Source organism: Bartonella acomydis (assembly GCF_039543025.1).
GTDB lineage: Bacteria > Pseudomonadota > Alphaproteobacteria > Rhizobiales > Rhizobiaceae > Bartonella > Bartonella acomydis.
In genome coordinates, this window is sequence record NZ_BAABIY010000097.1 from 44,673 (window position 1) to 59,447 (window position 14,775).

General features: G+C 37.0%; 11 protein-coding genes and 1 tRNA gene. 7 read left to right on the forward strand and 5 right to left on the reverse strand.

The genetic code is table 11. The features are described from left to right. Positions 1-51: 51 nt before the first annotated feature. Positions 52-126, reverse strand: a tRNA-Glu gene (locus ABD909_RS08230). Between the two features lie 819 nt (positions 127-945). Between ABD909_RS08230 and ABD909_RS08235 the strand changes: the two genes are divergently transcribed. After that, on the forward strand, positions 946-2,256 hold the full coding sequence (locus tag ABD909_RS08235; protein ID WP_345097439.1) for a homoserine dehydrogenase: 1,311 nt from the start codon (positions 946-948) through the stop codon (positions 2,254-2,256). A gap of 148 nt (positions 2,257-2,404) precedes the next feature. Beyond that, a complete protein-coding gene (gene glpX / locus ABD909_RS08240; RefSeq protein ID WP_345097440.1) occupies positions 2,405-3,421 on the forward strand; it encodes a class II fructose-bisphosphatase in 1,017 nt (338 codons plus the stop codon). Between the two features lie 90 nt (positions 3,422-3,511). Here glpX and ABD909_RS08245 read toward each other — a convergent pair whose 3' ends face one another. Further along, positions 3,512-4,618: a branched-chain amino acid aminotransferase gene (locus tag ABD909_RS08245; protein WP_345097441.1), complete on the reverse strand. Its 1,107-nt coding sequence runs from the start codon at positions 4,616-4,618 to the stop codon at positions 3,512-3,514. 274 nt (positions 4,619-4,892) lie between these two features. Here ABD909_RS08245 and ABD909_RS08250 point away from each other — a divergent pair, with 274 nt between their 5' ends. Beyond that, complete coding sequence (locus ABD909_RS08250) at positions 4,893-5,162, forward strand: hypothetical protein (protein WP_345097442.1); 270 nt, start codon at positions 4,893-4,895, stop codon at positions 5,160-5,162. A gap of 191 nt (positions 5,163-5,353) precedes the next feature. Here the strand turns inward: ABD909_RS08250 and ABD909_RS08255 are convergent, their stop codons facing one another. From ABD909_RS08255 to ABD909_RS08265, 3 genes are all read right to left on the reverse strand, one after another. Then, positions 5,354-7,864 (reverse strand): SPOR domain-containing protein, encoded by a 2,511-nt coding sequence (locus ABD909_RS08255; protein WP_345097443.1) that lies wholly within the window; start codon positions 7,862-7,864, stop codon positions 5,354-5,356. A gap of 151 nt (positions 7,865-8,015) precedes the next feature. Further along, entirely contained in the window at positions 8,016-9,773 is a 1,758-nt protein-coding gene (gene argS, locus ABD909_RS08260) for an arginine--tRNA ligase (protein WP_345097444.1), read from the reverse strand. A gap of 35 nt (positions 9,774-9,808) precedes the next feature. After that, positions 9,809-11,011, reverse strand: a complete 1,203-nt coding sequence (locus tag ABD909_RS08265; protein ID WP_345097445.1) for a deoxyguanosinetriphosphate triphosphohydrolase — start codon at positions 11,009-11,011, stop codon at positions 9,809-9,811. Positions 11,012-11,118: 107 nt separating this feature from the next. Here ABD909_RS08265 and ABD909_RS08270 point away from each other — a divergent pair, with 107 nt between their 5' ends. From ABD909_RS08270 to glmU, 4 genes are all read left to right on the forward strand, one after another. Continuing rightward, positions 11,119-11,442: a HesB/IscA family protein gene (locus ABD909_RS08270; protein ID WP_345097446.1), complete on the forward strand. Its 324-nt coding sequence runs from the start codon at positions 11,119-11,121 to the stop codon at positions 11,440-11,442. A 61-nt stretch (positions 11,443-11,503) separates the two neighbouring features. Beyond that, positions 11,504-12,472 (forward strand): carboxypeptidase regulatory-like domain-containing protein, encoded by a 969-nt coding sequence (locus ABD909_RS08275; protein WP_345097507.1) that lies wholly within the window; start codon positions 11,504-11,506, stop codon positions 12,470-12,472. 39 nt (positions 12,473-12,511) lie between these two features. Beyond that, positions 12,512-13,300 carry a cytochrome c biogenesis CcdA family protein gene (locus tag ABD909_RS08280; protein ID WP_345097447.1) on the forward strand — a complete coding sequence of 263 codons (789 nt, stop codon included), beginning with the start codon at positions 12,512-12,514 and terminating at the stop codon, positions 13,298-13,300. Positions 13,301-13,314: 14 nt separating this feature from the next. Next, positions 13,315-14,664: a bifunctional UDP-N-acetylglucosamine diphosphorylase/glucosamine-1-phosphate N-acetyltransferase GlmU gene (glmU, locus tag ABD909_RS08285; protein ID WP_345097448.1), complete on the forward strand. Its 1,350-nt coding sequence runs from the start codon at positions 13,315-13,317 to the stop codon at positions 14,662-14,664. Positions 14,665-14,775: the final 111 nt, after the last annotated feature.

The window sequence follows — 14,775 nt, forward strand, 5'->3', positions numbered from 1 at the left end:
ACCTCTTAAAAAATACATAAAATCAATACATTATATATAAAAAGAGAAGTATGGTACGCCCAAGGGGAATCGAACCCCTGTTTCCGCCGTGAAAGGGCGGCGTCCTAACCGCTAGACGATGGGCGCAAGCCAATGATGAGGCTTATAAAGAGGATCTTTTTACTTCGCAAGCCCTCTGAGTGATTTTTTTGAAAAAATATGTTTTATTGAATTATTAGATAGCTTTATTTGAAAAACAAAAATAAATAACGATTTTTCTTTTTAATTCATTTTTATATAGCTGAATGTAAGAGATTTTTAGAAGAGAATTAAAGCTTACTACTTTTATGCTTTGTTTGTTAAGTTTTTTTTATGAAAAAGCTTTTATTTTGGCTAAGAAATAAAGCTATTCCTTTTATAAAATTTTTGTTGATAACAATCTGCATTTGTAGTTTTGGCAACTTCCCCTTGAGAGTGTCTATAATAATTAAATGTATGTATAAAATATTTTTTAATGTTAGGATAGCAAACGAGTTTTTGTTAAAAATTTAAAAGAGCTAGAACTTTTAAGCATATAAAATTTTGTTAAGATTATGAAGCACTTCTATTTTCATAAAAATGAGTGTTACGATTGTTTTTTTTAATAATTTTTCTTTATATTGCTGTTGTTTAAAAGTCTATAAAATGGATGCAGTGTTAGTGATTGGAAGTCTTTATGTATGCCATTACAATCTTCATTCTCTGAATTCAGCATTTTATAGAGGTTCTTAATGTTTAAAAAAGACAAACTTTCGTATTCTTAAGAATCTTGCTTAAATGAATGGTGTTGTTGTAGAATAGGAAGAATTTGTTTAAATAGAGTAGGGGGGCTTCTTTAGATTTTACTCAATTATTCGCAATATTTGCATTGGGTTGCAGATCGTTTCAATATTTTTCAGAGAAAACTTAAGGATAAGTAGTTAGATAATGGTAGAAGCTTTAAAAGTTGGCATTGCGGGTCTTGGTACGGTTGGTACTTCAGTTGTTCGAATTCTACGTGAAAAAGCTGATAGTTTGGCTTGCCAATGTGGGCGTTCGATCAAAATTGTTGCTGTTAGTGCGCGTGATAAAGGCCGTAATCGTGGGATTGATCTAAGTGATATAAAATGGTTTGATTCTCCTGTGGAAATGGCAGCTTCTGATGAAATTGACGTATTTGTTGAATTGATTGGTGGCGAATTAGATATCGTATATGCAGCTGTGAAAAAAGCGCTTGAGATGGGACATCATGTTGTTACTGCTAATAAAGCACTTCTCGCTCGGCATGGAGTGGAACTTGCTGTAAGTGCAGAAAAAAAAGGCTTGTTCCTCCATTTTGAAGCTGCCATTGCAGGGGGAATTCCTGTTATCAAAGCGATGAGAGAATCTCTCTCCTGCAATCAAATATCGCGTATTTACGGGATACTCAATGGAACTTGCAATTATATATTAACACGCATGTTTACGGAAGGTCTTTCATTTAAAGATTGTTTAGCAGATGCACAAAGGCTTGGGTATGCTGAAGCTGATCCAACTTTTGATATTGGGGGAAATGATACCGCTCATAAATTAGCTTTATTGACAAGTTTGGCATTTGGAACAGTAGTTTCGTTAGATGATGTTTATGTTGAGGGAATTAGCAATATTTCGCAGATTGATATCCGTGCGGCTGATGAACTGGGTTATCGGATTAAGCTTTTAGGGGTTGCATTAAAAACCGATACTGGAATCGAGCAACGTGTTCATCCAACAATGGTACCATCTTCATCAATGATTGCACAGATTCATGGTGTAACGAATGCCCTTTCTATTCAAAGTGATTTGTTAGGTGAATTATTGTTTTCAGGGCCTGGAGCTGGGGGAGAGGCAACAGCATCAGCAGTTATTGGTGATTTGGCTGATATAGCGAAAACACGTTCTAGTCTTCAGTATGCACCTGTTTTAAGAAATCCAGCATTGGAGCTTGCCCCCCACAAAAGAGCGCGTATTTCTCACCATGCGGGTGATTATTTTATTCGTTTGAATGTTCATGATCGCGCTGGTGTTTTTGCAGCAGTTGCAAAGCATATGGCTGATAATCACATTTCATTAGAGTCAATTGTGCAAAAGCCTTTTTTAGAAAGTCAGGTTGTGAAAACAATCATTTTAATAACCCATGAAACAACAGAAGTGAATGTACGACAAGCGCTCGCAGCAATTGAAAAAGATGGCCATCTTGTTGCTAAATCGCAATTTATTCGTATCGAACCTATAGCATAGTATTGATAATTTGTTTTGGAATGATAAGAAAAATTTGAATATTTTTTCTCTTGTGGAAAGTCCTTATCTTTGCCAAAAGCTTTCTTCTTAATATTGAGCAATAGATGCTAGTATTTTTTATTAGTGTTCTTTCAGTAGGATTTTTTATATGCTCGCAACTCAAAAGACTTTAAATGGACTTGATCGTATTTTAACGCTCGAATTGGTACGCGTAACTGAAAGTGCTGCTGTGGCAGCTGCACGCTGGCGTGGGCGTGGTGATGAAAAGGCTGCTGATCAAGCTGCTGTAGATGCAATGCGTCAAGAGCTTAATCGCTTGCCTATTGATGGTACAGTGGTAATTGGTGAAGGTGAACGTGATGAAGCTCCCATGCTTTATATCGGAGAAAAAGTGGGGCTTCAAAATGGACCAGCTATTGATATTGCACTGGATCCACTTGAAGGAACGACAATTTGTGCGAAAAATCTTGCTAATTCCTTAGCTGTGATTGCCATTGCTGAAAAGGGTAATCTCCTTTATGCTCCTGATGTCTATATGAAAAAAATTGCTATTGGTCCTGGTTACCCAAAGGGGATTGTTGATATAGATGCTTCTCCTGCTGACAATATTCATGCTCTTGCAAAGGCTAAAGGTGTGAGTGTTAATCAGATTACTGTTTGTATGATGGATCGACCTCGTCATACAAAACTGATTGAGGAAGTACGAGCAATGGGGGCATCAATTCGTTTAATTGGTGATGGGGATGTTGCGGCTGTTATTGATACAACGGATTCAGAAGAAACGGGTATTGATATCTATATGGGGATTGGTGGAGCTCCAGAGGGAGTGTTAGCAGCTGCAGCCTTACGCTGTATTGGAGGGCAAATGCAAGGATGTTTGCAGCTTGATACAGACGAAAAAATCGCACGTGCGGCTAAAATGGGGATTGATGACCCTCATAAAGTTTATACCATGGAAGAAATGGCAAAGGGTGATGTGTTGTTTTCTGCAACAGGTGTAACGGATGGCAATATGCTTTCTGGTGTTAAGTTTACTCGCCGTTATATCCAGACAGAAACTCTTGTGATGCGTTCACATACAGGTACAATCCGTAATATTAGAGCACAGCATAGAGACTATTCAAAATTTGGTAATCCCGTCTTTTCTGCCGCTCTTAAAAAATAAAAAGCATCTTATAAAAGTATATGCCTCCATGAAAGTTCTAAAAGGCATCTTCATGGAAGCATTGGTGATTTTTTAAGATATATTTTCTTGTTATGAGAGCTCTACAGAATGTACCCAACCATTTTTATCTTCTTTGTTGCCTTTTTGAACGTCAACAAGCTGAGTACGAAGTTGTTTTGTCACCTCACCAATCATTTCATTTCCGATAATGATCTCACCATCTTTGTATTTGAAACGACCAATTGATGTGATGACAGCTGCTGTACCACAAGCAAAGACTTCTTTAAGATGACCACTCCGTGCATCTTCTTTGAGTGTTTCAAAAGAATAAGGGCGCTCTTCTATCGTTAATCCCATTTGTTGAGCTAACTGTAAAATTGAGTGGCGTGTTATTCCAGGAAGGATGGTTCCATTAAGTGCAGGTGTTACAAGTGTATTATCTGCCATAATAAAACAAACATTCATACCACCAAGCTCTTCAATCCACTTATGTTCAACCATATCAAGAAAGAGTACTTGGCTACAATGGTTTTCGGTTGCAATTTTTTGTGCAAGTAAGCTAGCTGCATAGTTTCCGCCACATTTTGCAGCACCTGTACCACCAGGACCAGCACGGCTATAATCTGTTTCAAGCCATACATTGACAGGTTTTTCTTCTCCTTTGAAATAGGATTCAACAGGAGATGCTATGATACAAAAAATATATTCTTTAGAAGGGCGAACTCCCAAAAAATTTTCATTACCAAACATGAAAGGACGTATATAGAGGCTGGCATTGGGATTTCCAGAAATCCATTTCTGATCAATTTTTACCAATTGGTGAACAGCTTCTAGAAAAATATCCTTTGGCAATTCAGGCATGGCTAATCTTCTTGCTGATGCTATAAAACGTTCTGCATTAGCATCAGGGCGGAATAACAAAATACGTCCATCTTTTGCACGATATGCTTTTAGACCTTCAAAAATTTCTTGCGCATAATGCAACACAGCACTTGCAGGACTCATTTCTAAAGGTTTGTATTGAGAAATTACAGCGTTATGCCAACCTTTGTTTTCAGTCCATTGAATAATACACATGTGATCCGTAAAAATTTGGCCAAAACCAGGACTTTTTAGAAATTCTTCGCGTTTCTCATCTGACAGTGGTGATGGGTGTTGTTCTATTTTGAATGAAAGTGATGATGTAGGAGATTTCATAAGTAAAACCTTTGAGGATATGCTTGATTTCTAGATATTCTTTATTATAAACAATAATGAGGCGCTTTCATCACAACTTTATTCTTAGCAAATTAGTTATGTCAATGCCTTTGAGAGGTATTTTTATTACTGTTTTCATGCACTTTTTTCAATTCTATCAAATCATCAGGAACTTTTATACATATTTGTCGTTTTTCAAGATAACTGTCTGAATCATTTCATATATGCATATCTTATAACTTAAAGGCAGGGGAGTCGAGAAAAGGAATTTACTATGATTGATAGAAATTACCATACATACGAGGAACGTATGGCTGCAGAAAAAAAAGAACGTGAACAACGCAATTCGATTGCGAGAGGTATTCTTGCCATTCTTCTTGCACTCTTTATACTCTGGCTTATTTTTGGCTTTTGGGGATCTTTTTTTGCAAAATCTCCTGAACCCCTCTCTCACTATAATACAACAGAATCAAGCCAAACGATACCAAGTACGAGAACAGATTCCAATTCAACAATTCCAGTATCTTATAGCTATAAGGGGTAAGGATCATTTTCATCTCATGAACAAAATCCTTGAGAGAAAATCAATCCACCATTGGATTAAGGGGTAAAATTTTTAAAATCTATAAAAAAGAAAAATTTGAGAAAATGGATGTTAACTCATGAAGTTAATCAACAAATTAATTCTCATCAAAATAAATGAAGCAGTGGTTTTAACAGCCGCTGCTTATATATTTAGCGCGTGATGAAGCAACTACCTCCTGAATTTTTAATGCTTTCACAAAGATTTATAGCATCATTCCGGCTTTGCGTTTGAATACGAACACGATAATAGGTTCCTTTCCCTGGTATGAGAGCAGGCTGAATATTTAAAGGACGAGCACCGATAAGAGCTGCAAATCTCAATTGCATTTTCTTTAAAGAATTCTTAGCCAGTGCATGAGTTGGCTGGGATGCAAGTTGCACGTAATAACCTTCTGAATTTTGTGTAACCACTTGACTTGATAGTGTTGGATGAGACTTAGTATGTGTTTGTCGCTCTAAATTTCTCTCTGCATGTGTAGGAAGCGGTATAGTTTTTTCTTTCATATGAGGAGTAGAAGTGTTTTCCGCTATTATTGTGTCAATATCATTCGTGAAGTCATTTCTTGTTTCTTTGTTATTTATCTCAGACTCGTGTGAAGCAACAGGAGAAAAGTCTTCAAATTGATCTACAGGGGTTTGATCAGTCGTCTCTTTTGCTTCATCAGTGGTTTTTCTTTCTACGTGATCTTTTGCTGCTAATAAAATTGTACCATCTTGGTTTACAATAACGGTTTGTACTTCTCGCGTTGGAATGGTGTGATTGATGGCTTCAGTGACAGCATCTTCAACCTCAGCTTCAGCAAAAGAAGGAGATGAAGAACTTGTAGTTTCTTGTTGGTTTATTTCCGATAGTTTTTCAGGTTGTTCAGAGTTATCAATAAGAAATTGTTGTGTATTGTCTTGTTTTTCATTTTGTCCCGTTTCTTGTTTATAAATATCTAAATTATGTGCAACATCATTTTTTGTTTCAGCTGTTTCTTGTTTAAATTTAAAAGGCGTATTATCAGCATGGATAATGGGGACAGCTTCATTTTTTTGTGATGCTGTAAAAAAATGAGAATAACCAACAAAACCAATCGCTATTAAAATGAGAAGAACAGCACTTTTGGTAAGAGTTTTACCAATCATAAAACCTTTTGAATGAGAGGCGGTTGCATGTGCAGAGATTTCTTCTATGCCTCTGTGTGGTGGTTTCTCAGTCAAAGAAGAAGAATTATAATCCACATTGTCAGTAGGAAAATAGTTAGCGTTTTGAGTTTGTGAATTTGTATATGCGTCATCTCTTGGATTATGCGTGGTTTGATGAAAAATTTCATTGAAGATTTCATTTTTTTGCTGCTGCTGCGAAAAACGCTCTTCTGCAATGTGTCCGACGTTGAGTATATCAGCAAATTCTTCTTTCAAACCATCTGTTGGTACATCGTATTCTGGAGCTTCATAGGGAACTTCAGGAACCATAATGGGGCCGGTCTTTTCCACAATTTCCTCTGCAAATTTATAAGTATCGACTTTGGGAGGAGGAGTGCTGCGATGTGTATAGTTATGCGCAAAAAAACTATCGGTTTGTTTTATCGTGGGAGTTTCTGATGAGGCGTGCATATCATTCAAATTATTTTGATTATAGAGCACTTCTTTTTTATCATTTTGTCCAGAGATATTCTCTGTATTATTAATGTACTGGGCTTGAGTATCACGATATTCTTTTGAGGAGATGGCATGTGCTTTTTGTTGTAAAGATTCTTCCTCATAAAATGAGGGATAATTGCTTGTATGATGGTCTTGTGGAAAACCTTTTAAATCAGGCTGTTTACCTCTTTGTGTTGAAGAAAAATCTGATGGAAAACCTTTTGTTGTTTTATTTCTTCCAGTATCTTCTTTCTCTGAAATGAACTCAGAAGAAGAGAAAAACATATCTGAAGAAGGAAGGGAGGTGTCCGTATGATATTTATGAGTTTGATTTTCTTGATCAATTGAAACTTTAGTATCATAGAAGTTTTGATTGTTGTCATAATTTTGTTGTATATGCGCAGTATTTTCTTGCTGAGAGGTTGTTGGTAAAAAAGGGCTCATTTGTTCGGCGTCTTTTGGCAAGGTTGTTCTCTTAGCGTGTTTATCGGTTTCATCAAAAAAGAAATTTTCTGATTGTACATTAAGATCACTTTTTTCAAAAAAAGGATCAGGATGGGTTGATGTCGTTTTATTTTGCTGCGGTTGATTTTTGGGGATAGGTAAGGGGGAAAGTGAATCTAAAATTTGCTCTTCATCATGACACATCGGAGAAAGATGTTCTTCTTCAAGTAAAAAACCCTTTCTTTCTAAATTATTGAAAGAAGAAGTTGGTGTAATATCTAAGGTTTGATCAAGCGTGTGTGTGGGTGAATCCCATTGCTTCTTTTGGTCATCAAAGGGCAAATCATTCGTTAAATCATTTTCAAGTTGCGCTTCTAAAAAGGACAAATCAAAATCATCATAGGATGAAAATTTAGGGGATAAAGCTTTAGAGGAATGAGATATCGATTGATCAGTCTGTGTTGGAGATAGATCACTTTGGTTTTCGTATTGTTTGTGCGGGTTAAAAATCCGTGTAAGCCTTTCCAAAGGATCATGGTGTTCATGATCTTGTTTTCTTTCGTGCGGATTTTTGCGATCTTTATCGCTCATAGCTTCTCTCACATGATAAACTGCATTTGCGTGCAATAAATGGTTAATTTTGATTTTGTTATACTAAATTATAAATTTCCCCCTCCTATGATACAGATATACAAAAAAGTTTATCAATAAAGTACCTATTTTATGTATTTATAGAACTTTTTCAACGCATTTCTGTTGGTGCTTCTACTCCTACAATTGTAAGTCCTGATGTTAAAACATTTATAACAGCTTGTATTAATCCCAATCTGGCGAGTGAGAGTTCTTTATCATGAGGCTGAATAAAGCGTAAATTGAGATTATTACTGCCTTTATTCCAATGGGTATGAAAACTTGAGGCAAGTTCATAGAGATAAAACGCTAATCGATGGGGTTCTTTATGAACGACTGCTTGTTCAATAATACGTGGATATTCAGAAAGTTTGCGTATCAACAATATTTCGTGATCATCTGTTAATCTGTTAAGATGTGCTGTCATTGTATCATTTGAAAAGTTTTCAATATGAAGAGCCTCTTGCGCTTGACGAAAGACTGAGTGACAACGTGCACTTGCATATTGTACGTAAAAGATAGGATTATCTTTTGATTGTTCTGTTACTTTTGCAAAATCAAAGTCAAGGGGGGCTTCACATTTACGATACAGCATCATGAAACGCACTGGATCACGACCAACTTCTTCTACAACGTCGCGCAAAGTGACAAATGACCCTGCTCTTTTTGACATGCGTACAGGTTGACCGTTGCGGAAGAGTTTTACTAATTGGCATAAGAAAACACTCAATTTAGCTTTATCGCTAGAAATTGCTTTTGCCATCGCTTCTAGCCGTTTTACATAACCAGCGTGATCTGCACCTAGAATATAAATCATTTCGTCAAAATGGCGATTGAATTTATCACGAAAATAAGCAACATCAGCCGCAAAATAAGTGTAAGAACCATCAGACTTAATGAGGACACGGTCTTGATCATCACCAACATCTGTTGAACGAAATAAGGTTTTCTTGCTTGGCTCCCAATCCTCTACATTTTGTCCCTTTGGTGGTGGGAGTGTTCCTTTGTAAATATAACCATTTAAAGTGAGATCATTAATGGTATTCCGAATAGCACGTGCATTATCTGCATAAAGCATTCGCTCTGAAAAAAAGATATCATGATATATATTAAGAGCAGCTAAGTCTTCACGAATCATTGTCATCATTGCATGAATTGCACGTTCCTTCACGAGAGATAAAGCTTTTTCTTTATCCATAGTGAGAAGTTGATTACCAAATTCTTGAGCAAGTGCTTGTCCCAACGGTATCAAATATTCACCAGGATAAAGGCCTTCTGGAATTTTACTGATTTTTTCTCCAAGAGCTTCGCGATAGCGTAAGAGCACAGAGTGAGCGAGGATTTCGATTTGTTGACCAGCATCATTAATGTAATATTCTTTTGTAATGTTATAGCCGGCAAATTGCAGCAAATTAGAGAGAACATCTCCAACAACAGCACCTCGGCAATGTCCCACATGCATTGGCCCTGTTGGATTTGCTGATACATATTCAACATTGATGCGTTTTCCTTGCCCCATGGAGACACGGCCGTAAGAGAGGCCTAATTCAAGCATTGATTTTATAACATCTTGCCAAAATAGTTTGGTAAGTTTTATATTGATAAAACCAGGACCGGCAACATTAATATTCTCAATAGAGGAATCATTTTTGAGGAGATTTATGATTTTTTCTGCAAGGATACGAGGATTTAATCCAATAGACTTTGCAAGCACCATGGCAGCATTGGTGGATAAATGACCATGGGAAAAATCGCGTGGAGGATCAACGGTGATTTTTGATAAATCTAAATTTTCTCCATTTTTTCCTTTTATATCAGCTGATTCGAGTATTTTTTTAATTTTTTTCTCGAAATTTTTAAAGACATTCATATTTAATTTCCATCATGGTGTTATTGCAAAAGCAATTAAATGAAATTATCTGTGTGGTCAAATAAACGGTGATATTCACGCAGAGCATAATGATCGGTCATACCTGAGAGAAAGTCAGCAATGAGACGTGCTAATGCATGATCTCTTAAGTGTGCTGCTTTTTTGCACCAACTTTCAGGCATTGTATCCGGATTTTTATAATAACAGTCGAATAATTTTTGTACAATGCATTTTGCTGTACTGCGACGCTTGAGAACCTGATCATGATAATAAAGATTTTTAAACAGAAAGTCTTTTAGTTCTTTTTCGTAGATTGCCATTGTGGGTGAAAAGGCCACAATAGTTTGTGTTGCCCGGTGAATATCGTTGATGCCCGTTGGTTTTATTCGTGCTAAGTTCTTTTGTGATTGTTGTATAACATCTTCAACCATGCTTGTTATTTGTCTTCGCACAAGTGTGTAACCACGCCTTGTTTGATCAAGTTGTGGATATTCGTCTGTTATCTCTTTTAATATTGAGGCTGTCAGTGAAACTTCTTCGAACTGATCAAGTGTTAAAAATTGCGAACGCAGCCCATCATCAATATCATGGGCATTGTAAGCAATATCATCAGCAATAGCAGCACATTGTGCTTCTAGTCCAGCAAAATAGTTTAGTTCAAGATCCTGCTTTATATTGTATTCTAGGATGTCGATAGGAATATCTTTATTTTTCGCATAAGGACCTAAAAGAGGACCGTTATGTTTTACAAGTCCTTCGAGAGTTTCCCATGTGAGGTTAAGTCCATCAAAATTTGCATAGCGCTGTTCTAATTTTGTAACAATACGTAATGCTTGTGCATTATGGTCAAAGCCGCCATAGGGTGTCATTGCTTCATGAAGGGCATCTTCCCCAGCATGGCCAAAAGGTGTATGCCCAAAGTCGTGAACCAAGGCAATGGCTTCAGCAAGATCTTCATCAAGAAAGAGTGCACGGGCTAGTGTCCTAGCAATTTGAGAAACTTCTATTGAATGTGTCAGTCGTGTACGATAGTGGTCGCTTTCATCAGCAATAAACACTTGCGTTTTGTGTTTAAGGCGTCGGAATGCATTAGAATGAATAATACGATCTCTATCTCGTTGAAAAGGTGACCGCAGGGTATTGGCCTTCTCATAGAATAATCTACCACGGCTTGTTTGCGGGTTGGAACTATAGACCGCTCGAGATTGATAATTGATACTAATATTGCTTATATCCATTGCAAGCTGTCCATTCTCATCTTAAAATTGAGGTTGGCTTATACGAATAAACTTCTCTTTTAGTGGGGATACTCTTTCTTGATAGTTTAATGCAAGGATATATAGGAATGCGTGTGAATATTTCAGATATTGCTGCCAAGCGGATTGCGCAGATACTTTCGAGTGAATCCGATAAAATAGGGTTACGTATTTCCGTTGAGGGTGGTGGGTGCTCGGGATTTTCTTATAAATATAGTTTGGTTTCTGAAAAGCGTGAAGATGATCTCGTTCTTGAAAAAAATGGGGCAATTGTTTTTATTGATTCCCTTTCACTACCTTTCATGGAAGGGGCTGAAATTGATTTTGTTGATGATCTTATGGGACAGTCTTTTCAAATTCATAATCCAAATGCTGTTTCATTTTGTGGGTGTGGTGTGAGTTTTTCAATTTAAGAGTGATGGCTTTGCGATATTGTTTCTTGAAAAAATTATCACTTTGGTCAACAATGTAAAAATGGGTATTCTTACAAAAATATTGTGTCGGTGGTTGTGGTTGAGTGTGGTACTTAACTTATTGATTTGGACTAGCGCTGTCTTATCTGAAGAAGGGCGAGAGAAAGATCATCAACAAGAACAATCAACGCATTTTATTGTAAAGTCTCAAGATCATGAAAAAGAAAATGTTATTTCTCAAAGCCAACTTGTCTTAAAGGCTCGATTAAAAAACAGCAATGAAGATATTGTGAAAGGGCTCGTATGGCGGATTTATGCACCCATCTTAGGGATTGATAATAAATTACCACTCATTGCAACTTATGAAGGTGGAAGTGCACATTTTGATTTAGAGCCAGGAAGTTATCTTGTGTATGTTTCATTTGGTCATGCAAGTGCTGTGCAGCATGTGAATTTGGAAAGTGGACAAAATCTCATTAAGAAGTTTAATCTTGATGCTGGTGGTGTTATTTTAAACGCTACATTGTTAAATGGTATCATCAATGAAAAGGAATTACGTTTCACTCTTTATGAGGATGAAAAAGAAAATGATGAGACTGGTGTCATTTTATCTAATATTAAAGCTCAGTCCGTTGTGCGTTTGAAAGCTGGTCATTATCATGTTGCTTCCCATTATGGTTCTATTAATGCGACTGTTCGCTCCGATATCCAGGTAGATGCGGGGAAAATTACTGAAGTTACTCTTGAACATCAGGCGGCACAAATTGTCTTAAAGTTGGTTCGGCAAGAAGGAGGGCAAGCCCTCGCAGATACGAGTTGGTCTATAACGAATGATTCTGGTGATATCGTTTATGAGACTGTTGGCGCCTATGTTTCACTCGTGTTAGCTGAAGGGGAGTATATTGCCGTTGCTAAAAATCAAGATAAAATTTACCAGAAAGTTTTTTCTGTTGTTTCTGGTCGTGATGATGAGGTAAGCGTGGTAGCAAATGCGCAAAATATGCAACAAATTGATGAAGAAATGAATTAATAGAAGTTTACGCCATAAGGCAGAGATAGGTAGAGGGTTTTGGCAATAGAAATTTCAACAGTTGGTGTATTTTTTGCTGGTGCACTCTCTTTTTTATCACCATGTATTTTGCCATTAGTCCCTCCTTATTTGTGCTATATGGCAGGTATTGGGATTGATGATTTTCGCTCAGAAAAATATAATGGGAAAGAGTTTATACGTTGGGGGCTTTTATCTTCTGTTATTGCTTTTGTGCTTGGTTTTACAACCATTTTTATTGCTTTAGGTGCTAGTGCTAGCACAGTTGGTAAGTTTATCGGTTCTTATCGTGATTGGTTTGCAATTGCTGCGGGTATTGTTATTATCATTTTTGGTTTAAATTTTTTGGGTCTTTTCAAAATTGCTTTGTTATTTCGTGAAGCACGTTTTCAAATGCGGGGAACGCCAGCTGGTCCTTTAGGGGCTTACGTTATTGGGTTAGCTTTTGCATTTGGTTGGACACCATGTATTGGTCCAATTTTAGGACCTGTTATAACTCTTGCTGGAACAAAAGAAACTGTAGGTGAGGGAGCATTCCTTTTGGCTGTTTACGCGTTAGGTCTTGGTGTGCCATTTATATTAGCAGCTTTATTTTCTAGCAGTTTTATGCGATTTTTAGGAGTTTTTCGTATTCATTTAGGAAAAGTTGAAAAAGTTATTGGTATTTTTTTGGTTATTACGGGTGTTTTATTTTTAACAGGCTCTATGCAGGATCTTTCCTTTTGGCTTTTGGAACATTATCCTTCGTTGAGTGATGTTGAAGCTATTCGTTGGCATAATATTGTGAATTTTTTTAGGTTTTCTCGTTAGTCTTATGTGTTTTTATGGTTAGAAATTGTCTTTCTATTGTTCTTGCAGCAGGTGAAGGGACGCGTATGAAATCGTCTCTTCCTAAAGTGCTGCATAAAATTGCTGGTTTGCCTTTTATATGCCATGTCATAAAACAAATAGAATCAGTGGGCACTTCGCAATTGGCAGTTGTTGTGGGATTTGCTGCTAAAGATGTTTGTGAAACTGTTCAATCCTTTGCAAAAAATGCGATGATTTTTGAGCAAAAAGAGCGTTTGGGAACTGCGCATGCTGCTCTTTCTGCGCGTGTAGCTTTGCAGAAAGAGATTGATGATGTGCTCATTGTTTTTGCTGATACTCCTTTGATTGAAAAGGATTCATTGCTACAAATTCGTGCACAACTTGCTGCTGGGGCAGATGTTGTTGTTGCTGGTTTTCGCACTCCAGATCCAACGGGTTATGGGCGTCTTCTTGAGAAAAATGGTAAACTGATAGGGATTGTAGAAGAAAAAGATGCAAGTGATGAAGAAAAGAAGCTTTCTTTTTGTAATGGTGGGATATTTGCTCTTAATGGAAAGTATGCGCTTTCTCTTTTAGAGAAGGTTAGTAATCATAATGTCAAGCGAGAATATTATCTCACAGATATTGTTTCTATTGCAGCACGTGAAGGATTAGATGTTCGTCTCGTTGAAGTGCCTTTTGAAAATATTATAGGGATTAATAACTGTTTTGAACTCTCTAGGGCTGATGCTTTATGGCAAAAGCGTAAAGCACGTGATTTGATGTTATCTGGTGTGACAATTCTTAAACCAGAAACGGTTTATTTTTCTTATGATACAGAGATTGAACCAGGGGTTGTCATTGAGCCAAATGTTTATTTTGGCTTGGGAGTGAAAGTGCAATCTGGTGCAATTATTCATGCATTTAGTTATTTAGAGGGGGCGGTGGTTGGTGTAGATGCACGGATTGGACCTTATGCACGTTTACGTCCTGGAACAGAGTTGGCACGATCCGTAAAGATTGGAAATTTTTGTGAAGTCAAAAAAGCTAAGGTGGGAGAAGCTTCTAAAATTAATCATTTGAGTTATATTGGCGATGCAGAAATTGGTGCACATACCAATATCGGAGCTGGAACGATTACTTGCAATTATGATGGCTTTCACAAATATAAAACGATGATTGGTGATTATGCTTTCATTGGATCTAATTCAGCGCTTGTTGCTCCATTGGTAATAGGGAATGGTTCTTATATTGCTTCAGGAAGTGTTATTACGAAAAATGCTCCTGTAAACAGTATGGTTTTTGGACGTGCACGACAAGTAATAAAAGAAGATTATGCAACAAAACTGCGTACGCGTTTATTAGAGGGTAAACAAAAAAAGTGATCATTTTCGATCTCTTCTATGCTTTATGATAAGCTACCAGTTGTCTTTGGGGCTTATTGTTAAGTATTTGCCGTGCTCTCCATTTGAGTTATTTGGTAGCTTAAAGTTTTA